The following is a 19445-nucleotide window of genomic DNA, read 5'->3' on the forward strand; positions in this document are numbered from 1 at the left end:
GGTAACAGTGGCTGTTCACCACATGGATTTGTAGCCTCTATTTCTCCTATATCCGGGACAGGATTGTATCTGTTTATTTCGTCTATGAAAATAATACCAGGGTCGCCCGTATTCCATGCAGCAGAAGCAATTGCATCAAATATAACCCTTGCCTTTATGGACTTTACAGTCTGTTTTGTTTTTGGATTTATAAGTTCATAATCTCCATCTCTGATAAAGCACTCCATGAAGTAGTCTGTAACAGCCACAGAGAGGTTAAAATTGGTAAGGAAATTCTCTTTCTCCTTTGCAAAAATAAACTCCATAATATCAGGATGCTCAGCCCTGAGTATCCCCATATTTGCACCCCTTCTTCTACCACCCTGTTTTATAACTTCGGTTGCAGTATCAAATATACGCATGAAGGATACAGGTCCTGATGCAATCCCACCTGTTGAACGAACAGGGTCATCCCTGGGTCTGAGTCTCGAGAAGGAGAAACCTGTGCCACCTCCTGACTGGTGAATCAATGCCATAGAGGTAACAGCATCAAATATCTCCTTCATGCTGTCTCCAACAGGTATCACAAAACATGCAGAGAGCTGTCCTATATCAGTCCCGGCATTCATAAGGGTTGGAGAATTAGGGAGGAATTCGAGGTGAGACATCATATGGTAAAATTGAGATTCTGAATCCGGGTCTTGATCAATTAATGAGACGACAGCGGCAACCCTTCTGAACATATTATCAGGCGATTCAATTGCATAACCTGATTCATCCTTTACGAGATACCTCCTCTCGAGTATCCTGAGTGCATTTGCAGTAAGATTCTGTCCGCTTATGATGCGATTACCCATGAATTGTTTATATCATAGTTCTTTAAGGTTGTAAAGGATAGTGTTAGTTTTTTTCTTTATCTATGCGTATCTTGAGGGACTCAAGGAAGGCTTTATCAAGGGCGTTAAACTCAAATTTTAACTCTTCTTGACTTCCTTCTTTTCTGGTAATTTTCATAATTGATGTAATTATAAGGTCGAGATGGTAACCTTCTCTCTCTATATTTTCGATAGCCTTCTTCAGCTCGGTGCTATCTGAAAGCAGAACACCGAGAGTTGAAGCCAGCTCCATAATAAGTTCCTTTAATCTCTCTTCCATTTCCATGCTATAAGGATACCTTTAAACGATACATTTTGTCAATTCTTTTTAGAATATTGCCATGCTATGATTGACACACCAATCTTTATTTGGTTATATTATGTTATGAGAAGAAAGGCTATAGCACTTTTATCTGGTGGACTTGATAGCACCTTGGCAATATTGATAATCCTTAAACAGGATATAGATATTACTGCCATAACATTCCTGACACATTTTGGCTGTAGCATAGAAGACCACTCAAGCTGCTCCACGAATCCGTTCCCTGTTGCAGGGAAGTTTGGCTTTAAGGTGAAACTCTATCACTTGAGCGATAAATTTGTAGAGATTGTCAAGGCCCCAAGGTTTGGACATGGTAAGAATATGAATCCGTGCATAGACTGTAGAATCCTGATGCTCAAGGAGGCAAAAGAACTTATGGATCTTACAGGTGCAGACTTTGTAATCACAGGGGAGGTCCTGGGACAGAGACCGATGTCTCAAAGAAGGGAGACCATGCAATTGATTTCACGCGAAAGTGGCCTTGATGGTCGTGTATTAAGACCTCTTTCTGCAAAGTTACTACCACCAACCATTCCTGAGACAAATGGTATTGTAGACAGAGAAAGGCTTTACGGAATATCCGGAAGGTCAAGAAAACAGCAGATAGCAATCGCAAGGGAATTTCGACTTGTTGAATATCCGAATCCTTCTGGAGGATGTCTGCTTACAGACCCTATATTTTCAAAGAGATTAAGAGACCTACTAAGATATAATCCTGAACCAAATTTTAACGATTTAAACCTTCTCAAAGTCGGCAGACACTTCAGGGTCTCTGATAGATGCAAAATCATAGTCGGAAGAAACAAACAAGAAAATCATATCATATCAGAATTGAGGTCCAAAGATGACTATCTCCTTGAAGTAAAAGGCGTTGGAAGTCCGCTTGTACTTGTAAGGGGAGAGGATGCCTCTGAATTTCTTGAGCTATCTGCATCCATATGCGTAAGATACTCGGATAGCAAAGAGAAACCTCAGGTATCTGTTGATGTTCACCCAGCACCAAGGGAAAGCCCTACCTGTCAAGGCGGCAAGGAACGTAACCTCGTCTCCGCAGGGTCAGACCCAGAAGCCGCCGGTGTCAACCCGTGGTGTGGGGTTGGAAAGATAACCGTTGAACCTGCAAAGACTGAAATACTTGAGAAATACAGAATAAAATAAATTGAATTGATTTGTAATATCAGCAAAATTTTTGCTATAATAGTAAATAACATTTTAATTCAAAGGAGGGAGTGATATTTGAAAGCTGGAATTCATCCTAAATATGTGGAGGCAGTTGTATCCTGTGCCTGTGGAGAAAGGTTTGCCACGAGGTCTACTAAGAAGGACATCCATGTGGATATCTGCTCTAAGTGTCATCCTTTTTACACAGGCAAACAAAAAATCGTTGACACAGAAGGTAGGGTTGAGAGATTTAAGAGAAGATACTCAAAAAAGTCTCATAAAGAGACTGTCATCCCTTCTTAGGTTCAGTGATAACTGAGATAGGAAACCCACCAGTAAGGTGGGTTTCCTATTATTTTGTTTATTGACATGCTTCAAAGATTAAAGTCAGTAGAAGAGAGGTATGAAGAGCTTACAAGGCTTTTGAGCGATCCCTCTGTGCTCGGCACTCCATCCGAATACATGAAGTATTCAAAGGAACAGGCTGAGATATCTGGACTTGTAGAACTTTACAAAGAATACAAGAGATTACTACAACTAATTGCAGATGCTGAAGATATACTTTCTGAGACGAATGCCGACGAAGAATTAAAAGAGATGGCACGAATGGAGTTACAGGATTTAAGAGGTAAGAAGGATACTATAGAGCATCAATCGAAGATGCTTCTTCTTCCAAAGGATCCAAACGATAATAAGGATATTATCCTCGAGATAAGGGCAGGGACGGGTGGTGAAGAGGCTGCGCTGTTCGCTGCAAACCTCTTCAGGATGTATGCCAAGTATGCCGAAGGCAAACGATGGAAGGTTGAGGTCATCAACTCTCATAACACAGGGGTAGGGGGCATTAAAGAGATTATCGCCTCAATACAGGGAAAAGGTGCATACAGTCGTCTCAAGTTTGAAAGAGGTGTGCACAGGGTTCAAAGGATACCTGTAACCGAGGCTGGAGGAAGGATACATACATCAACTGCAACAGTTGCAGTTCTTCCTGAGGCAGAGGAGGTAGATGTCCAGATAGATGAGAAGGACCTCAGGATAGACACCTTCTGTGCATCTGGACCAGGTGGACAGGGAGTAAATACTACCTATTCTGCTGTGAGGATTACACACATACCCACAGGGCTTGTGGTTCAATGTCAGGACGAAAGATCACAGATAAAGAATAAGGCTAAAGCACTGAGGGTTTTGCGGTCAAGACTCCTTGAAATAGAAAGGGAAAAGAAAGAACAGGAGCGATCACAGGATAGAAAGTTACAGGTTGGCACTGGTGAACGCAGTGAACGGATACGGACATATAACTTCCCGCAAAACAGGGTCACCGACCACAGGATTGGATTGACCCTTCACAAGTTAGAACGCGTGCTTAGTGGAGAGCTTGATGAGATTATAGATGCTTTAATGGCATCAGATACTGCAGAGAGGTTAAAAACCCTATGATAATTCGGGATACCCTTCTCTGGGGGGCAGAACAACTGAAAAGAGCAGAGATTCAGGAATACCGTAAAGAGGCAGAGATGCTCCTCTCGGCGTGTATAGACAGAAACAGATTATGGCTGTACATGTATCCTGAAATAACAGTCTCTGAGCAGGATTTTACACCGTATAGAAAGTCCATCTGTAAAAGGGCTGAAAGGATTCCAATTCAGCATATTCTCGGAAGATGTGACTTTATGCATATGGAGTTGCTTATTACACCTGATGTTTTTATCCCCAGACCTGAGACCGAACTGGTAGTGGAAGAGGCGATAAGTAGAGTTAAGAGTTATGAGTTAGGAGTTATGAGTAAAAACAAAAGGAAAAACTCCGAACTTCGAACTCATAACTCCGAACTCAGGATTTTAGACCTCTGTACAGGTAGTGGTTGTATCGCAATAGCTTTAGCGAGGAGATTTTCTGAGGCAACGGTTATTGCAACAGATATTTCACAGAGGGCACTTAAGATCGCTAAAATTAATGCAGAAAGATATGGTGTTGAAGACAAGATTACCTTTCTTGCAGGTGATCTTTTTGAACCCCTCACACATTATATCTCATACCTTGATACTTACGACTTAATCATTTCCAATCCTCCGTATATACCAACCGATGATATACCATATCTACAGGCAGAGGTAGCATATGACCCTCAAATTGCTATTAACGGAGGAAAAGATGGGCTATGTTATCTAAGGAGGATCAGCAAAGAGGCACACAGATTTCTCAAATCAGGGGGGTATCTCATTTTAGAGATAGGTGATGGACAGGCTGGAAATGTCTTTGAGATGCTGGATTCCACAGGGAGGTATGAATCTCCAGAGGTCTCAAAAGACATTGCAGGAATAGATAGGATCATCACCGCCAAAAAAAGAGAATGGAAAAGATAGTCATTCATGGTGGTGTAAGGCTGAAGGGTGAGGTAACCATCAGCGGTGCAAAGAACGCAGCACTTCCAATACTATGTTCTACACTCCTGACAGAAGGAAAAACCACTCTTTATAATACCCCTGATGTTACAGACGTAAAGACAATGGGCAGGCTCCTGGAAATGTTAGGTGCCGATATAGAGATACAGGACAATAAAATAACCATTGATACATCAAGCATCAACAGTTATGAAGCCCCATATGAGCTTGTAAAGACAATGAGAGCCTCTGTGCTTGTTCTTGGCCCACTTGTTTCAAGATTTGGTAAGGCAATGGTATCATTACCTGGAGGTTGCGCAATAGGGGCACGTCCAATCAACCTTCACCTGATGGGGCTTGAAAAGATGGGTGCAGAGATAAAGATAGAACATGGTTATATAAATATGAAGGCTAAGAAGCTGAAAGGGACAAGGTTTTATTTTGATATTCCAACAGTTGGAGGAACAGAGAACTTGATGATGGCTGCTACACTGGCAGAAGGTAGAACGGTTATAGAAAATGCTGCGTGTGAACCAGAGATATCTGATCTTGCATCAATGCTCAGGAAGATGGGTGCTTGCATTCAGGGAGATGGAACCGATAAGATAATAATAGATGGTGTTAATCAACTTAAACCAGCAGAGCATACTATCATTCCGGACAGGATAGAGACAGGTACATTTATGATTGCAGCAGGTATCACAAAAGGTGATATACTTATTAGAGGATGTATCCCTGAACATCTTGACGCAATTATCGAAAAACTCAAGGAAATAGGGGTGGAGATATTAGCGGAAAAAGAGGGACTCAGAGCTCGGGGAGAAGGAAAGCCAAGGTCAGTAGATATACGGACAATGCCGTATCCAGGTTTTCCAACCGATATGCAGGCACAGATGATGGCTTTAATGTGCATAGCAGATGGACTGAGCGTAATAAGTGAGACAGTCTTTGAAAACAGATTCATGCATATAGCAGAATTAAGAAGGATGGGAGCAAACATCACTGTGAAGGGAAACAATGCAATCGTTCAGGGGGTTGATGACCTCAGTGGTGCTCCCCTAATGGCAACCGATCTGAGGGCAAGTGCATCTCTGATACTTGCTGGACTTGCCGCAAGAGGGGAGACTACCCTCTCAAGGGTGTATCATATAGATAGGGGCTATGAGCGGATTGAAGAAAAACTCGCAATACTCGGTGCTGATATAGAAAGGATTAAGGAGTAAAGGGTTAAGGGGTAATGAAAGACAGAAGACAGCAGACAGAAGACAGAAAAAAATGGGGATAAAGGAGAAATGAAGATTATAAAGGCATGGCAGAAAGATGCATCTGGAGTCATCAATCGAATTATTAATAGACATGAAAGAATACCAGCAGGGTTAGAAGAATCAGTCAGAGAGATACTTAATAATGTCAAAAACAGAGGAGATGTGGCTCTAATCGCATATACAGAGAAATTCGATCATGTTTCCCTGAAACCATCAGAGATGAAGGTAAAGAAAAAGGAAATCAGAGATGCCTATAAAAAGGTTAGCAAAAAATTCATTGATGCTATTGAGTTATCTGCTCAGAGGATAGGTAAATTCCATGAAAAACAGAGACAGAGGTCATGGATGTATTCAGAGGATGGTGCCTTGCTCGGTCAGCTTGTGACACCTCTACAGAGGATAGGAATTTATGTCCCCGGGGGAAAGGCTGCATATCCTTCTTCGGTTATTATGAACACGATCCCTGCGAAGATGGCAGGGGTCAAAGAGATAGTCATGTGTTCTCCATCCCGTAGTAAAATTGCTAATCCTGAAGTACTTGTAGCAGCAGACATCTCAGGGGTTGATGAGATATACAGAATTGGAGGTGCTCAGGCGATAGGCGCAATGGCATATGGAACAGAGACCATAAAAAAGGTGGACAAGATAGTTGGTCCTGGGAATATCTATGTTTCTATTGCAAAAAAAATTGTATTTGGAGATGTCGATATAGACATGATTGCAGGTCCAAGCGAGATACTTATTATTGCCGATAAAACTGCTGAGCCATCCTTTGTTGCAGCCGATATGCTCTCTCAGGCTGAGCATGATGAGATGGCATCTGCTATCCTTATAACTAATTCAGAGGAGTTAGCAACCAATGTAGATATAGAGATTAAGAAACAGTTAAGGGGTCTTAACAGGAAAAAGATTGCTGAGAAATCATTAGAAAACTCTGGATGGATAATTCTCACAAAAAGCCTTACTGATGCCGTAAATTTAGCCAATGATATCGCACCTGAGCATCTTGAGCTCTCTGTAGCAGAGCCATTTGAGATCCTCGCAATAATCAGGAATGCTGGTGCAATCTTTCTCGGCAACTATACACCAGAGGCGATTGGAGATTACTCAGCAGGTCCCAATCATGTCCTTCCAACAGGAGGAACTGCAAGGTTTTTCTCACCACTTAGTGTGGATGATTTCACAAAGAGATCAAGCGTCCTTTATTTTTCAAGGGATGGGATGAGAAAAATCGCTAATGCAGTAGTTACAATAGCCGATTCAGAGGGACTACAGGGTCACAAGGAGGCTGTGAAGGTAAGGATGAGGAGGTGAAGATGAAAAAGGTGGAGAAAAAGTTAAAACTCGGTCTTCCCAAAGGGAGTCTTCAGGAAGCGACCCTGAAACTTTTTAAAAAGGCGGGCTATCACATTACTGTCGATGCAAGGTCATATTATCCTACAATCGATGATCCCGAGATCGAGTGTATACTTATAAGGGCTCAGGAGATGGCAAGATATGTCGCCGATGGAATACTCGATGCTGGCCTTACAGGTAAGGACTGGATACTTGAGCAAGGGGCAGATGTGGTGGAAGTGGCAGATTTAAATTATGCAAAAGAAGGACTGAGAACGGTTAAGTGGGTAGTAGCAGTCCCTGTCAATTCTAAGATAAAGAGTGTGAAGGATCTCAATGGTAAGAGAATAGCTACAGAACTTGTAGGGGTAACTAAAGGTTATCTTGAGAAGAGAGGAATAAAAGCTAATGTAGAGTTTTCGTGGGGTGCAACAGAGGTCAAACCTCCACAGCTTGCCGATGCAATAGTAGAATTAACCGAGACAGGAAGCTCACTCAAGGCAAACAACCTCCGGATAATTGATGTAGTTCTTGAATCTATAACCAAGGTGATTGCTAACAGGCAGGCGTGGAGAGATAAATGGAAGAGGAATAAGATAGAAAATATGGTTCTCCTTCTTAAGGGTGCACTGAGTGCAGAGGAGAAGGTAGGGCTTAAGATGAATGTTCCTAAAGATAAACTCAAAAATGTTATCAAAATACTTCCAGCCATGCACGCACCAACGATTGCACCCTTGGTAAATGGAGACTGGTATGACCTCGATGTGGTAATAGACGAAAAGGTTGTTAGAAGTCTTATTCCTGAACTTAAAAGGGCAGGTGCATCAGGGATTGTGGAGTATCAACTGAATAAAGTAATTCCATGAGACCAGTGAGAAGTGAGAATTGGAAAGTCAAGAACCTTATAAGAAAAGAAGTACTACGGTTAAAGGCATACACTGTTGAGAATGCAAAATGCAGGATAAAACTTGACGCACATGAAATTCCCTATTCCCTTCCGGATGAATTAAGGAGTAAAGTAGTTAATGCACTGAACAGGGTATTGCTAAACCGCTATCCTGACCCTGAATCAAAGGTACTTCGAGAAATCATTTCAAGGCAACTAAAAGTAAATATAGATAATATCGTTCTTGGAAATGGTTCAGATGAACTCATCCAGTACCTTATCGCTGTTTTCGGTAACTCGCCAGGAAAGGTACTCTATCCTGTTCCTTCGTTTGCAATGTATAATATTACCTCAAGGGCATTGGGGCAGATCCCTGTAGAAGTCAGGCTTGATAAGGATTTCGATATACCAATTAAGAATTTCATGCTCACGGTTAAACAAGAGAAACCCCACCTGATATTCCTCAGTTATCCGAATAACCCTACAGGTAACTGTTTCTCAGGGGATAAGATTATCCGCATCATAGAGGAATCAAAGGCAGCAGTGGTTATCGATGAGGCATATTATGACTTCAGCAAAAAAAGTTTTCTATCGTATCTCAAGAACTATAAAAACCTTATAATCCTGAGAACACTATCAAAGATAGGGCTTGCTGGTTTGAGGGTGGGCATCCTTATCACCCATCCTGAGATAGTCACGGAGATAAACAAAGTAAGACTTCCATATAACATAAACAGCCTTTCGCAGGCAGCAGCGATAACGGTATTAAAAAACAGACATATTATAAACAGGCAGGTTAATGCAATCATAAATGAACGCAAAAGATTATATGAAGCCCTTTTAAAGATAAAGGGTATAAAACCATTTCCATCAGAAGGGAACTTCATACTCTTCAGGGGTAGCAATAGCGATGCCATTTACAGAGGATTGTTCAAGAAAGGAATACTCATTAAAAACCTGAGTAAGCCAGGAGCACTCAAGGGATGCCTCAGGGTAACGGTCGGAAGGCCGGAAGAAAATGAGGCATTTATTAAAGCACTGAGGAAACTGGTTTAACTCGAATTGCAAATCTCAAAAATTTTCCTTGACATCCTCATTTAATTATGATTCAATTGAATCAACTGAAAAATGGAGGGTACTATGACTAGAGAAGAGGTTCTTGATATAATAGCTGAATCTCCCCTCTCCATCATGCTTACAGAGGAAGACAAGGAAAAAATTGTATTGATGATACTCGGAGATGAACATGAAGACTACAAAATACGACCTTCACGAGATACTAAGACAGGAACTAAAAAATGGCTCGGATAACCTTGTCACCAGAAGCACGGGGGAGATTCTAAGGAGACGGATTGAAAAAGAGCTCGAATCCTTTGAAGAACGTGTTAAGGTATTACTTGATTTCTCACGAGTTGGTATAATTGATTACTCCTGTGCCGATGAGATAGTAGCAAAGCTCATCTCCCGCCTCCTCAGTGGCGAATATGGTAACAAATACATCGTCCTTTCAGGGCTCAATGAGAATCAGAGAGAAAATATAGAAGTAGCCCTTGAGAGGAAAGAGCTTGCAGCCATTGGTGAATTGAGAAATGGCAGAAGGCTTCTTCTTGGCATCCTTAATAACTACCTTAGAGAAACCCTCGATCTGATACACAAGAAAGGCTCTATTACTGCAAAAGAACTCTCAGAAACCCTTAACCTCGAAGCCAATACCAGCGGAACAAGACTATTGAACCTACATAAAAAACGCCTTGTCGTCAGGACTGACGAAATAAGAGAAGGTGGCAGGGTCTGGGTGTATAAGAAGCTGTAGAAATTTTCCTTGAAGAAGTATTTGTTTAGCTGCTAATATATTTGTAACTACAAATGAGACTATAGTGGAGGAACGATGAAGACAGCAACAGTCAGGGAATTAAAATCTAAACTATCTCAATACCTTAAGGAGGCTGAAAAGGAAGATATCATTGTAACATCTCATGGAAAACCCCGTGCAGTTTTGCATAGTCTTGTTAGAGAAGAATTGGAAGACTACATTGTTTCAAACAGTCCAACTATAAGGAGGAAAATAGAAGAAGCATACAGCGAATATCTTTCTGAAGGCGGAGTCGAACTTGATTCTGTGATAGAAAAACTGGAGAAAAAGGTTGCAAAAAAGGCTCGCCGTTAAGACATCAAAGGTCTTTTTGAAAGAACTGGATGATCTTCCTACGGAGGTTGCTTTAAAGGTTACAAGGGACCTGAAAATATTAGAAGTTGCACCCCTACCTTTAGGTAAGGGTTTAATTAAAAAACTGAAGGGCTTTACTCCACCGCTTTATCGCATGAGAATTGGCAATTACAGAGTGCTTTACAGGATTACAGGCAATGAGATTGCTATTTTAAGGATCATTGATCGCAAGGAACTCGAGAGAGAATTAAAAAGGATGATTGGTTCTATTTTCTCCATATCAGGGATAGCTGAAGATAGTAAACCACCCCACCCAAAGGGTGGGGCTTTGTTAAAGGGAATAACTTTCATCTAACCTATTCATCCCCGCTGCAAGCAGCGGGGCATTCTAACGGGGTAAATCTTACGGGAGAAAACACGATAAATGGATTTACAGGAAGAGATGATAGACTGTATGAATAGTGTCTTTCTCTACACATAACAGATTTATGAAGATTGAAAAGAGGTTAAAGGATAGAAATTGAAAATATGGGAAGTGTCCCTAATAAAAAGTAAGGAAATGATCTATGAGTATTTTCTTAACGAAAAGCTCATACGATCAGTTGTCCTACTGAGAGGGAAAGAGCTAAAACCTAATAAGAATATTTCTATAGATGAGATAAAAAGTTTTGTTTTGACAAACCAATATAAGATAGAGTTCGGTAGCGGACCATTCCTAAAAGAGATAAGATGGTGGATAAGGTTATAAATGAGGTTTCCGAAGATGTTCGGGAAGGAAAAGATTGAAAGAATAAGAGAACAGGAGTGTGGTTTGATAACTTTTATATCTATTTAAAAATATTACTGATGAATATTCGAGAAAACTACCGAAAAACAGGTAATTAGGGAGCAGGTGAATGAAATGGCAAAGATAATTCATCATTGGAAGATCGAAAGACAGAGAGAGATTAAGAAGTTAAGAGATGAAATAAAAAATAACCCAAAATCTTCAGAACTCCATTTTGAACTCGGCAGGGCATTGATAAGATACTTTAATCGTGACTCGAAGCGTGAGGGGATAAAATACCTTGAAAAGGCCATAAAACTTAAAACCGATTTTGCAGAGGCGATGGAAGTCCTCGCCATTGAGGTTATGAAAGAAAACCCTGTGAGGGGAACGAGGCTCGCACAGAAGGCTGCATCTATTTATATGTCCAGAGGCGATATTGAAAAAACAGATGAGATTCTAGATAAGGCAGCAATGCATTATGTGTATGAAGGATGGGATTTTCTTTCCAGCGGAGATAATATAACCGCAAAGAAAAAGGCACAGAGAGCACTTGCTATATATCCTCACTGTGTTGATGCCAGAAATATCCTTGCCTCCATTCACATGGATAGGTTTGAGTTTGAAGATGCAGAAAGGATTTATAAAGATGCCATCAGAGATGCAGTAGCAAAACAGGGAGGGAAATTAAAAGTTGAAGGCGTTACCTATTGGGGAAGCATTCATACAAGGCCGTATATGCGTTCCCGCCATGGACTCGGTCTCTGCTATATGCGTCTTGGAAAATTTAAGGAAGCACTGGAGGAATTTAACACATTGCTTGATCTCAATCCCAATGATAACCAGGGAGTCAGATTCCTGATAGGTGATGTTTATTACTATATGGGAGATATCGAGAATACTGCAAGATACTACAGAAAATATGGCGAGCATGAAGGGCATTACAATTATGCACTGCTCCTTTATTCAATGAAAGAAAAATCTAAGGCAATAAAGATGTTAAAGGATAGTATTAAAGACGCCCCCTTTATTGCGGCTATGTTGAGGACTTATTTAGAGATGTTCATATTCTGGCAGGAGAGAGGACTCTACAACTTCGGACAAAATCCACACCTTTTTATGCATCGCAATGCTGTAATAAATGCATGGAATGAGAATATAGGGCTTGCTAAAGACTATATAACTAACCATAAGCTCGAGTCCGCATACGATTTCTGTAATCTCTGTGGCTCGCTATGGCTAAAAGTAAATGGGTCATATTTATTTCTGCTGGAGGGTATGGATGCCATTGCCTGAGATTACAGAAGATATTATTCATGAGATTGATTCAGTGGCATCACTTAGCAAGGGCTATAGTTATTTTCATGGTGGCGCTGTTGAGAAGGTCTGGATAGAAAAAGACGCTTACAAGGCCCATGTCTATGGCAGCGAGCTTTATACAGTAACTATAAAGGAAAACAAAGGAACCATACAAACTGACTGCACATGCCCTTATGACTGGGGAGGGGTATGCAAGCATGTTGTCGCTGCCTTGCTCGCGATATGTAACGACAAAAAGATAAAGGAGCATAAGAAAGATGCAGAAAACGTTAAGTCCCTTATAAATAAGGTGGACACTGACAGACTGAAGAAATTCCTTTTTCAAATCTTGACCACTAATTCCCATTTGCTCGAAGACTTCAAGATATTTGCAAGGGGAAAAGAGGAAACGGAGAACACGTCTGAAAAGTACAAAAAGAAAATACTCTCGTTCTTTAAAAGATTAAAGGACATAGAGTATTACTATGATCATTACCGTGACTCATATGAGCATCCCATTAGTGAGATTATAGATAAATTTACTGAAGCTGCCCCCAAATATGCTGCTCAGGAAAACTACAAAGAGGCGATAAAGATATATCAGGGTATTTGTGATGCATGTATTGAAAGCCTCCGTAATGAAAAACTTGAAGACTTCTACGATGATATTCATTATGAAGCCCAGCAGGCATTTTATGCAATAGCCGAAAATATCCGGAAGCTTTCCGTTTCATTAAAAGATAAAAAGCCATACCTCGACTATCTCCTGCAGGCATATAATGAATTTGAGGATAAAGAAGTCTTTAAGGATGTCTTCCTGAAAATCATCAATTCCCCTGAAGACGCCGATTATGTTCTCAATAAACATGGCATTGATTTGATACCCCCTATTAAATTGAACATTCTTATAGTAAAGGGAGAATCCGAATCTGTCTTTTCTTTTGGTGAAAAACATTATAAAGAATATCCCGAAATAGCTGTTCATCTTTCAGAATTTTATCTGAAAAACAATCTCAGAGATAAGGCTATAGTCACAGCAGAGAAAGCCGTTGAGATTATTCGGGGTAGGGGGAGAGATTTTTATTCTGGCATTAGCCTGTCTGATCCTCTCAAGGAATTAAGAGAGTTCCTTGATAAATATTACAGCCTTGAAAACGATTATCCAAAGATAATTGAAAATCTTATTATGCTTTTAAAGTCAGAAAGGGATATTGCCTATTACAGGAAGTTGAGAAAAATCATAAAGACCGCACAGGAAAAGATTGCTGTTATAGAACGATTAGAAAGGCTTCTTGATAGAGATTATGACCTGCTTTTTAAGATTTATTCCATTGAAGATGATTACGAGAGGATGTTGAACCTTGCCAGAGAGAGTATTCGTTTTGATGTTTCCAATTTAATAGTCAAAAAGATTCGCGACAGATACCCTGAGGAATGTTTTGAGCTTTACAAGAAGAAGATTAACAAATTTGTAGAAGATGTAAAAAGCAGAGACGCATACCGTCAGACTGCTTACTGGTTGAAACTGATGAAAGAGATACCGGGCACTCAGGACAAGTTTAAAAAATACATTGAACACCTGAGAGAAAAATACAGGAGAAGACCTGCTTTTATAGATGAAATAAAGGGAATATAAGTTTTTGGAGGAGATATATGAGAAAACTAAAGATAGATTTGGATGAAATTGTTCTTGTTATGGAGATGTCCGATGATTTTGGTAGCATAAATCTATTTGACACCGAGACAGGGGAAACCGTTAACATCTCTGGCGAGGTAATGTCAGCAGTTGAGTCTGAGGATGAAGAGGCGATTAACGCTCTGCCAGAATGGGAAAAAGATCTGGTTGAAATAGCGGAAAGTGTGCTTTCAGACGAGACTAGACGGTATGTTGAGATACCCAGAAAACCTTCTTACGAGGCATATAATCTTATGGTTGAATTTGCAAGTTCTGTGAAAGACAGTAATCTCAGAGAAAAGCTTGACATCGCCCTTGATAGTAAAGGTGCTTTCAGAAGATTTAAGAATGTTCTCTCTGATTATCCTAAAGAAGAGAAGCGGTGGTTTGCATTTAAGGATGAGAGGATGAGGCATGAAGTTATAGAATGGCTTAATTCCATTGGTATAGAGCCAATTGAAGGATCAAAGGGATAAAGTTAAAAAAGGTATTTATGATCACAAAAACCACCATAATCATCGGCGATAGTCGGAGGATGGAAGAATTAAAAGATGAATTGGTTCATCTCGTCATCACTTCTCCGCCATATTGGCAATTAAAAGACTATGGCAATGGCAGCCAGATAGGGTTTAATGACAGTTATGAGGACTATATCAATAACTTAAACCTTGTCTGGAAAGAATGTTACAGGGTTTTGCATAAAGGATGCCGACTCTGCATTAACATCGGAGACCAGTTTGCAAGATCTGTCTATTATGGCAGGTATAAAATAATTCCGATAAGAGCAGAGATAATCAAATTCTGTGAGACAGTCGGCTTTGACTATATGGGTGCGATTATCTGGCAAAAGGTTACTACATGCAATACAACAGGCGGCGCTACTATCATGGGGTCTTTTCCTTATCCAAGAAATGGAATTATAAAACTTGACTATGAGTTTATTTTAATCTTCAAGAAATTGGGCAATCCTCCAAAGGTAAACAGAGAGATAAAAGAGAGGTCTAAACTCACCCTTGAAGAATGGAATGAATATTTTTATGGTCACTGGGATTTTCCAGGGGAAAGGCAGGACAAACATCTTGCCATGTTTCCAGAAGAATTACCGAAAAGATTGATAAAGATGTTCAGTTTTGTGGGTGATACCGTACTTGATCCATTTTTAGGAAGCGGGACAACCTGTCTTGCTGCAAAAAAATTGGGAAGGAATTCTATTGGATATGAAATCAAGGAGGATTTTATTCCGATAATCAAAGAGAAATTGAATATAAAAAAGCAACAGAAAGATTCTGAGATAATCTTTCAGAAGAAGAAAACTATAGATTACAAAAAAGAAATCAGCAAATTGCCATATATCTTTAAAGACCTTGTAAGGTTTGATAAAAAAATAGACCCAAAGAAATTAAAATTTGGTTCAAAAATAGATGATTCAGACTATCAGAGGGAGCCTTATTATTCGGTTAAAGAAATAATAAGCCCAGAGATAGTAATACTAAATAATAATTTAAGGGTCAGATTGATAGGAGTGAAAGGGGACAAAAAATTAAATGGAAAGGCGAAGGAATTCCTTTTAAATAAACTGAGGGGACAAAAGGTTTTTATTAAATTTGACACTGTTAAATACGATGATGACAATAATTTATTGTGCTATCTTTATTTGAAAAATAAAACCTTTATCAATGCCCATCTGATTAAAAATAAACTGGCTGATGTAGATTCTTCTATAAACTTTAAATACAAAGATAAATTTTTGGCTATACAGAAACAAATGGAAGGAGAAGTTTTAAGTGAAGATAAAACTTACAAAAGAATATTTTGGGATTTTGAAAGAATGGAGAAAGATTTGGGTATATGAGAAGTTGTAATTTAGTATTCTTTATGGTATTCTTACTTATAGAAAATAGTATTACAAGGAGGTCATAAAATGCCGGTCACAAAACTTGGCATAAGCTTCCCCAAGGAACTTGTTGAGGAAATAGACATGCTATCAAGGGATTTAAAAAGGTCGAGAAGCAAAATCGTTAGAGATGCAGTTTTAAAGATGATTAGTGATCATAAAAGGCAGCAAGCTATTGAAAAGGCAGAAAAGATTTATAAAGAGATCGCAGATGATGACAGACATCTTGCAGAAGATTTTCTGAGCATTTGTGCTGAGTCAGTTGCTACATATAAGACTGTCAGAAAGGTAAAAAGAAAATGAGACAACCCAAGAGGGGTGAGATATATTTCCTTGATTTCAGTCCTTCAAAAGGCAGAGAAATAAAAGGGCCTCATCCAGCTCTTGTTATTCAAAATGACGTTGCTAATAAAGTAAGTGGTCTTACGATAGTTGCTGCTATAACAAGCAATGTAAGGGTTGCAGAACTTCCAGTTGGTGTACTGATAACACCATCAGAAAGTGGACTGCCTCACAAATCTGTGGTTCATCTTGGACAGATATATACCATTGATAAAGAACGGCTCCAAAATCTCGTCGGGGCACTTTCAGAGCGTAAGATGATAGAGGTTAATAGAGCAATAGAGGTTAGCCTTGGACTAAGGGAGTTCTGGGAATAGATAAATTAAAAATCCTGGAGGCTAAAGAGTGGAAAGAGAAATAGAATCAGCGATAATTGCTGATAAAAACAGAGGGATGTCAGATGTTGAGATTGGTAGAAAGTATGGAATTACATATCGCCAGTTAGAGAAGGTAATCAGGAAGGCTACGGGCATAAGTGTAAGTTTTGTCAGGATAGAGAAAAAAATCAAGAATTTATCCCCAAAAGATTTCAAAGAAGAGACAACTACTGTATGGAGTTTTAAGAGTCGTGGCAATTGGGCAACGCATAGTGGGGAGTATAGAGGCAACTGGTCACCATATATTCCAAGGAATGTAATCTTAAAATATTCTGAGCCAGGAGAACTTGTTTTAGATTATTTCTGTGGCGCTGGGACGACAGCGGTAGAGGCAAAATTGTTGGGTAGAAAGTGTATTGCCTTTGATATTAATGATAAGGCTATAGAATTGGCAAAAAAGAATCTCAACTTTAGTGTTCCAATAGAAGAACTGCCGTTCCAAAAAATATACGAACCAGAATTATCTGTAGGTGATGCACGGGATTTATCCTTTTTAGAAGATAATTCAATTAACCTTATCTGTGCTCATCCACCTTATGCCAATATTATTCACTATACAGAATATAAACAGGGAGATTTATCATATCTTGATACTGAGTATTTTCTGAAAGAGATGGAGAAGGTCGCAAAAGAAAGTTATAGGGTATTGAAACCAGGAAGACAATGTGCGATTCTTATTGGTGATATGAGAAGATATAGGCATGTAATACCATTAGGATTTAAATTAATAAATGTTTATCTTAATGCTGGCTTTAAATTAAGAGAACTTATTATTAAACGACAACACAACTATAAAAACCGCCATTTTTCGGAAAGGAGTGCGTTTTATGAAACAATATGAAGCGGTAATAAAAGTTATGAAAGAAAATGGAGGATTTGCTATTTTGAGTTACCTATATGAAAACGCACTAAAAGTACCAGAAGTTATTTGGAAAACCAAGACACCCTTTGCAACTATTCGCAGAATTGTTCAGGATAAACGATTCTTTTTCAAAATAAAACCTGGTTTGTGGGCATTGAAAACTTATAAAAATAAACTACCCGAAGAAATACTTTCTTTAATTGAGGAAGATAAAGAAATAGAAAAAGAAGGAAAGTTTACGCATTCTTATTATCAAGGGATGATTATTGAAATAGGTAATATTAAAGGATTCAAAACATATGTTCCTTCGCAAGATAAAAATAAAAAATTTTTAAACAGACCTTTGAAAGAATTAGTAAATTTGAATGATATTTTCAAGTTCACTTATGAAGATGTCATACAAAAAGTTCAATCCATTGATGTGTTCTGGTTTAACGAGAGAAAATTTCCTGCACACATTTTCGAAATAGAATACTCGACGGATTTCAAAAATGCTTTGTTAAAGTTCTTAGAACTTCAGGATTTCAATGTACAGATGTATATTGCTTCATATAAAGAGAGGCAAAGAGAATTTCTATCTAAGATTGAGTTTTCTGGTTTTAAGCCTATAAAAGGAAAAACTCACTTCATAAGTTATGAAGAAGTATCACAATGGCATGCAAAATCCTATGAACTGATGCTAACCGAGAGTAAAATATTGGGCGGTGAATCATGACAGACAAATCACCGAAAAATCCTAACAGAATGGTAATTGAATGTCCATGTGGTAAAGAGTTAACTTTAGACCGTGTTGGCGGTCAATATCGGAATGAATATCGAGGAGAATGCGAGTGTGGCCACAAATGGGTTTTGAACGAAATATCCGAGCTGATGGTGGAAATAGAGAACTGTTAGAGCTATATGTTAAGCATGCCTATAATCCATCATTAACGCTAAAATTAAGAGACCATATTTTGAGGATGCTTAGTCAGATTAAACCTGTAAATTCATTTCCACCCACTCTCCAGCTTTTTAAACCCGAACACATCGAACCCTTCAAGGAATTAGATAAAGTTGGAGAGTTCACGATTGAATTCTTGCTTGTTGCAATAGAACCTGTGGCGATACAGGAAAAAACTAATTATCCAACAGGAACCGTAACTGAAAATTTGTATGAGAATTTTGGAGTTAAAGATAGGTTTTCAGTAATCCAAGGGGCAGTATGGCGAGGTAAAAAGTGAAAGGAGACGCTCTATGCATAAATTCTTTGTTGACTTTGAATTTGCAGGTCATATTGAAGTGGAGGCGGAAACAGCAGAAGAAGCCATAGAGATTGTTGCAGAGAAGATGAGTATTGAAGAACTGGTCGAAAACATTCAGAATTTTAATGTAGGAAGGCATTATGTTGAAAGGATCTGAAGGATATGAAATCTAAAACTACCACAATCATCGGCGACAATTAAAGGTTATTCTAATGGAAGAAGAGTTAGACTTTCTTAAAGAATTTCCAAAAGACGAGAACGAGCTGTATATCGTATATGCTCGTTTTACATTTGATAACCTCTTTCGATTGCTTTTGAAAGCCGATTTTAACCATGAGGATGCCTTGTATTTTATGCTTGCTAATTGCTCATTAAGTGCGATTGTTTTTCAGGAAAGGATTCACAATAAAAAGTATAAAAAACTTTCAACAGAGGATGCATTGCCAGCAGATGAGGCTGCTCGTAGAGCAAAGGTTATTTATGATATGATACAAATAGCACAAGGGAATAACTAAATTTATGATTATTTACAACCTCTATAAACTCTTCAAAGAAGAGATTTACAATGGTTCCAGCGACCTTGTTACGGGGCAGTCGTGGCAGCAGGGAATAGAAGCA

Annotated in this window: 26 protein-coding genes; 24 read left to right on the forward strand and 2 right to left on the reverse strand. The window is 39.1% G+C overall.

The genetic code is table 11. The features are described 5' to 3' along the window. The coding region (locus AB1488_03775; GenBank protein MEW6409216.1) for a ribonucleotide reductase N-terminal alpha domain-containing protein at positions 1–836 on the reverse strand (836 nt) is incomplete at its 3' end. 43 nt (positions 837–879) lie between these two features. Beyond that, a complete protein-coding gene (locus AB1488_03780) occupies positions 880–1140 on the reverse strand; it encodes a hypothetical protein (protein MEW6409217.1) in 261 nt (86 codons plus the stop codon). A 99-nt stretch (positions 1141–1239) separates the two neighbouring features. Here AB1488_03780 and AB1488_03785 point away from each other — a divergent pair, with 99 nt between their 5' ends. The 24 genes from AB1488_03785 (at position 1240) to AB1488_03900 (ending at position 19342) form a co-directional block, all read left to right on the forward strand. Then, positions 1240–2334: a hypothetical protein gene (locus AB1488_03785; GenBank protein MEW6409218.1), complete on the forward strand. Its 1095-nt coding sequence runs from the start codon at positions 1240–1242 to the stop codon at positions 2332–2334. Positions 2335–2412: 78 nt separating this feature from the next. Beyond that, positions 2413–2640 carry a 50S ribosomal protein L31 gene (rpmE, locus tag AB1488_03790; GenBank protein MEW6409219.1) on the forward strand — a complete coding sequence of 76 codons (228 nt, stop codon included), beginning with the start codon at positions 2413–2415 and terminating at the stop codon, positions 2638–2640. 66 nt (positions 2641–2706) lie between these two features. Then, the gene (gene prfA, locus AB1488_03795; GenBank protein MEW6409220.1) at positions 2707–3774 is read left to right on the forward strand and encodes a peptide chain release factor 1; all 1068 of its coding nucleotides are present in this window, start codon (positions 2707–2709) and stop codon (positions 3772–3774) included. Beyond that, positions 3771–4700 (forward strand): peptide chain release factor N(5)-glutamine methyltransferase, encoded by a 930-nt coding sequence (gene prmC / locus AB1488_03800; protein MEW6409221.1) that lies wholly within the window; start codon positions 3771–3773, stop codon positions 4698–4700. The genes prfA and prmC overlap by 4 nt, the downstream gene beginning before the upstream one ends. Next, a complete protein-coding gene (gene murA / locus AB1488_03805; protein ID MEW6409222.1) occupies positions 4688–5941 on the forward strand; it encodes a UDP-N-acetylglucosamine 1-carboxyvinyltransferase in 1254 nt (417 codons plus the stop codon). Before prmC ends, murA begins: the two co-directional genes overlap by 13 nt. Before the next feature lie 69 nt (positions 5942–6010). Further along, positions 6011–7297, forward strand: coding sequence for a histidinol dehydrogenase (hisD, locus tag AB1488_03810; GenBank protein MEW6409223.1), 1287 nt, complete (start codon positions 6011–6013; stop codon positions 7295–7297). A 2-nt stretch (positions 7298–7299) separates the two neighbouring features. Next, positions 7300–8184 (forward strand): ATP phosphoribosyltransferase, encoded by an 885-nt coding sequence (gene hisG / locus AB1488_03815; protein MEW6409224.1) that lies wholly within the window; start codon positions 7300–7302, stop codon positions 8182–8184. 5 nt (positions 8185–8189) lie between these two features. Then, positions 8190–9260, forward strand: a complete 1071-nt coding sequence (gene hisC / locus AB1488_03820; protein ID MEW6409225.1) for a histidinol-phosphate transaminase — start codon at positions 8190–8192, stop codon at positions 9258–9260. An 84-nt stretch (positions 9261–9344) separates the two neighbouring features. Further along, entirely contained in the window at positions 9345–9515 is a 171-nt protein-coding gene (locus AB1488_03825) for a hypothetical protein (protein MEW6409226.1), read from the forward strand. Further along, positions 9451–10017 carry a hypothetical protein gene (locus tag AB1488_03830; protein ID MEW6409227.1) on the forward strand — a complete coding sequence of 189 codons (567 nt, stop codon included), beginning with the start codon at positions 9451–9453 and terminating at the stop codon, positions 10015–10017. The genes AB1488_03825 and AB1488_03830 overlap by 65 nt, the downstream gene beginning before the upstream one ends. A 75-nt stretch (positions 10018–10092) precedes the next feature. Next, positions 10093–10371: a type II toxin-antitoxin system Phd/YefM family antitoxin gene (locus tag AB1488_03835; GenBank protein ID MEW6409228.1), complete on the forward strand. Its 279-nt coding sequence runs from the start codon at positions 10093–10095 to the stop codon at positions 10369–10371. Further along, positions 10349–10726, forward strand: a complete 378-nt coding sequence (locus tag AB1488_03840) for a type II toxin-antitoxin system RelE/ParE family toxin (protein MEW6409229.1) — start codon at positions 10349–10351, stop codon at positions 10724–10726. The genes AB1488_03835 and AB1488_03840 overlap by 23 nt, the downstream gene beginning before the upstream one ends. A gap of 204 nt (positions 10727–10930) precedes the next feature. Next, positions 10931–11119 (forward strand): hypothetical protein, encoded by a 189-nt coding sequence (locus AB1488_03845; protein ID MEW6409230.1) that lies wholly within the window; start codon positions 10931–10933, stop codon positions 11117–11119. 153 nt (positions 11120–11272) lie between these two features. Next, a complete protein-coding gene (locus AB1488_03850) occupies positions 11273–12433 on the forward strand; it encodes a tetratricopeptide repeat protein (protein MEW6409231.1) in 1161 nt (386 codons plus the stop codon). Continuing rightward, positions 12420–14072 carry an SWIM zinc finger family protein gene (locus AB1488_03855; GenBank protein ID MEW6409232.1) on the forward strand — a complete coding sequence of 551 codons (1653 nt, stop codon included), beginning with the start codon at positions 12420–12422 and terminating at the stop codon, positions 14070–14072. The genes AB1488_03850 and AB1488_03855 overlap by 14 nt, the downstream gene beginning before the upstream one ends. Before the next feature lie 17 nt (positions 14073–14089). Further along, the gene (locus AB1488_03860; protein MEW6409233.1) at positions 14090–14587 is read left to right on the forward strand and encodes a UPF0158 family protein; all 498 of its coding nucleotides are present in this window, start codon (positions 14090–14092) and stop codon (positions 14585–14587) included. Between the two features lie 17 nt (positions 14588–14604). Next, positions 14605–15963, forward strand: a complete 1359-nt coding sequence (locus AB1488_03865; protein MEW6409234.1) for a DNA methyltransferase — start codon at positions 14605–14607, stop codon at positions 15961–15963. A 69-nt stretch (positions 15964–16032) separates the two neighbouring features. After that, positions 16033–16308 carry a ribbon-helix-helix domain-containing protein gene (locus AB1488_03870; protein MEW6409235.1) on the forward strand — a complete coding sequence of 92 codons (276 nt, stop codon included), beginning with the start codon at positions 16033–16035 and terminating at the stop codon, positions 16306–16308. Then, complete coding sequence (locus tag AB1488_03875; protein MEW6409236.1) at positions 16305–16664, forward strand: type II toxin-antitoxin system PemK/MazF family toxin; 360 nt, start codon at positions 16305–16307, stop codon at positions 16662–16664. Before AB1488_03870 ends, AB1488_03875 begins: the two co-directional genes overlap by 4 nt. Before the next feature lie 28 nt (positions 16665–16692). Continuing rightward, the gene (locus tag AB1488_03880; protein ID MEW6409237.1) at positions 16693–17565 is read left to right on the forward strand and encodes a DNA methyltransferase; all 873 of its coding nucleotides are present in this window, start codon (positions 16693–16695) and stop codon (positions 17563–17565) included. Continuing rightward, entirely contained in the window at positions 17552–18301 is a 750-nt protein-coding gene (locus tag AB1488_03885) for a hypothetical protein (protein MEW6409238.1), read from the forward strand. The genes AB1488_03880 and AB1488_03885 overlap by 14 nt, the downstream gene beginning before the upstream one ends. A 127-nt stretch (positions 18302–18428) precedes the next feature. Further along, the gene (locus tag AB1488_03890) at positions 18429–18806 is read left to right on the forward strand and encodes a hypothetical protein (GenBank protein MEW6409239.1); all 378 of its coding nucleotides are present in this window, start codon (positions 18429–18431) and stop codon (positions 18804–18806) included. Positions 18807–18819: 13 nt separating this feature from the next. Continuing rightward, the gene (locus tag AB1488_03895) at positions 18820–18984 is read left to right on the forward strand and encodes a hypothetical protein (protein MEW6409240.1); all 165 of its coding nucleotides are present in this window, start codon (positions 18820–18822) and stop codon (positions 18982–18984) included. A 55-nt stretch (positions 18985–19039) separates the two neighbouring features. Continuing rightward, the gene (locus AB1488_03900; protein ID MEW6409241.1) at positions 19040–19342 is read left to right on the forward strand and encodes a hypothetical protein; all 303 of its coding nucleotides are present in this window, start codon (positions 19040–19042) and stop codon (positions 19340–19342) included. The last annotated feature ends 103 nt before the right edge of the window (positions 19343–19445 follow it).

Source organism: Nitrospirota bacterium, from assembly GCA_040756155.1.
Lineage (GTDB): Bacteria > Nitrospirota > Thermodesulfovibrionia > JACRGW01 > JBFLZU01 > JBFLZU01.

Bases quoted from the DNA above. Each gene is read 5' to 3' on its own strand.
- AB1488_03855 (MEW6409232.1), top strand. From the start codon at position 12,420: ATGCCATTGCCTGAGATTACAGAAGATATTATTCATGAGATTGATTCA.
- AB1488_03785 (MEW6409218.1), top strand. From the start codon at position 1,240: ATGAGAAGAAAGGCTATAGCACTTTTATCTGGTGGACTTGATAGCACC.
- AB1488_03850 (MEW6409231.1), top strand. From the start codon at position 11,273: ATGGCAAAGATAATTCATCATTGGAAGATCGAAAGACAGAGAGAGATT.
- hisG (MEW6409224.1), top strand. From the start codon at position 7,300: ATGAAAAAGGTGGAGAAAAAGTTAAAACTCGGTCTTCCCAAAGGGAGT.
- AB1488_03830 (MEW6409227.1), top strand. From the start codon at position 9,451: ATGAAGACTACAAAATACGACCTTCACGAGATACTAAGACAGGAACTA.
- AB1488_03895 (MEW6409240.1), top strand. From the start codon at position 18,820: ATGCATAAATTCTTTGTTGACTTTGAATTTGCAGGTCATATTGAAGTG.
- AB1488_03865 (MEW6409234.1), top strand. From the start codon at position 14,605: ATGATCACAAAAACCACCATAATCATCGGCGATAGTCGGAGGATGGAA.
- prmC (MEW6409221.1), top strand. From the start codon at position 3,771: ATGATAATTCGGGATACCCTTCTCTGGGGGGCAGAACAACTGAAAAGA.
- AB1488_03890 (MEW6409239.1), top strand. From the start codon at position 18,429: ATGGGTTTTGAACGAAATATCCGAGCTGATGGTGGAAATAGAGAACTG.
- murA (MEW6409222.1), top strand. From the start codon at position 4,688: ATGGAAAAGATAGTCATTCATGGTGGTGTAAGGCTGAAGGGTGAGGTA.
- hisD (MEW6409223.1), top strand. From the start codon at position 6,011: ATGAAGATTATAAAGGCATGGCAGAAAGATGCATCTGGAGTCATCAAT.
- AB1488_03885 (MEW6409238.1), top strand. From the start codon at position 17,552: ATGAAACAATATGAAGCGGTAATAAAAGTTATGAAAGAAAATGGAGGA.
- AB1488_03835 (MEW6409228.1), top strand. From the start codon at position 10,093: ATGAAGACAGCAACAGTCAGGGAATTAAAATCTAAACTATCTCAATAC.
- AB1488_03870 (MEW6409235.1), top strand. From the start codon at position 16,033: ATGCCGGTCACAAAACTTGGCATAAGCTTCCCCAAGGAACTTGTTGAG.
- AB1488_03900 (MEW6409241.1), top strand. From the start codon at position 19,040: ATGGAAGAAGAGTTAGACTTTCTTAAAGAATTTCCAAAAGACGAGAAC.
- AB1488_03825 (MEW6409226.1), top strand. From the start codon at position 9,345: ATGACTAGAGAAGAGGTTCTTGATATAATAGCTGAATCTCCCCTCTCC.
- AB1488_03860 (MEW6409233.1), top strand. From the start codon at position 14,090: ATGAGAAAACTAAAGATAGATTTGGATGAAATTGTTCTTGTTATGGAG.
- AB1488_03845 (MEW6409230.1), top strand. From the start codon at position 10,931: ATGATCTATGAGTATTTTCTTAACGAAAAGCTCATACGATCAGTTGTC.
- prfA (MEW6409220.1), top strand. From the start codon at position 2,707: ATGCTTCAAAGATTAAAGTCAGTAGAAGAGAGGTATGAAGAGCTTACA.
- AB1488_03875 (MEW6409236.1), top strand. From the start codon at position 16,305: ATGAGACAACCCAAGAGGGGTGAGATATATTTCCTTGATTTCAGTCCT.
- AB1488_03780 (MEW6409217.1), bottom strand. From the start codon at position 1,140: ATGGAAATGGAAGAGAGATTAAAGGAACTTATTATGGAGCTGGCTTCA.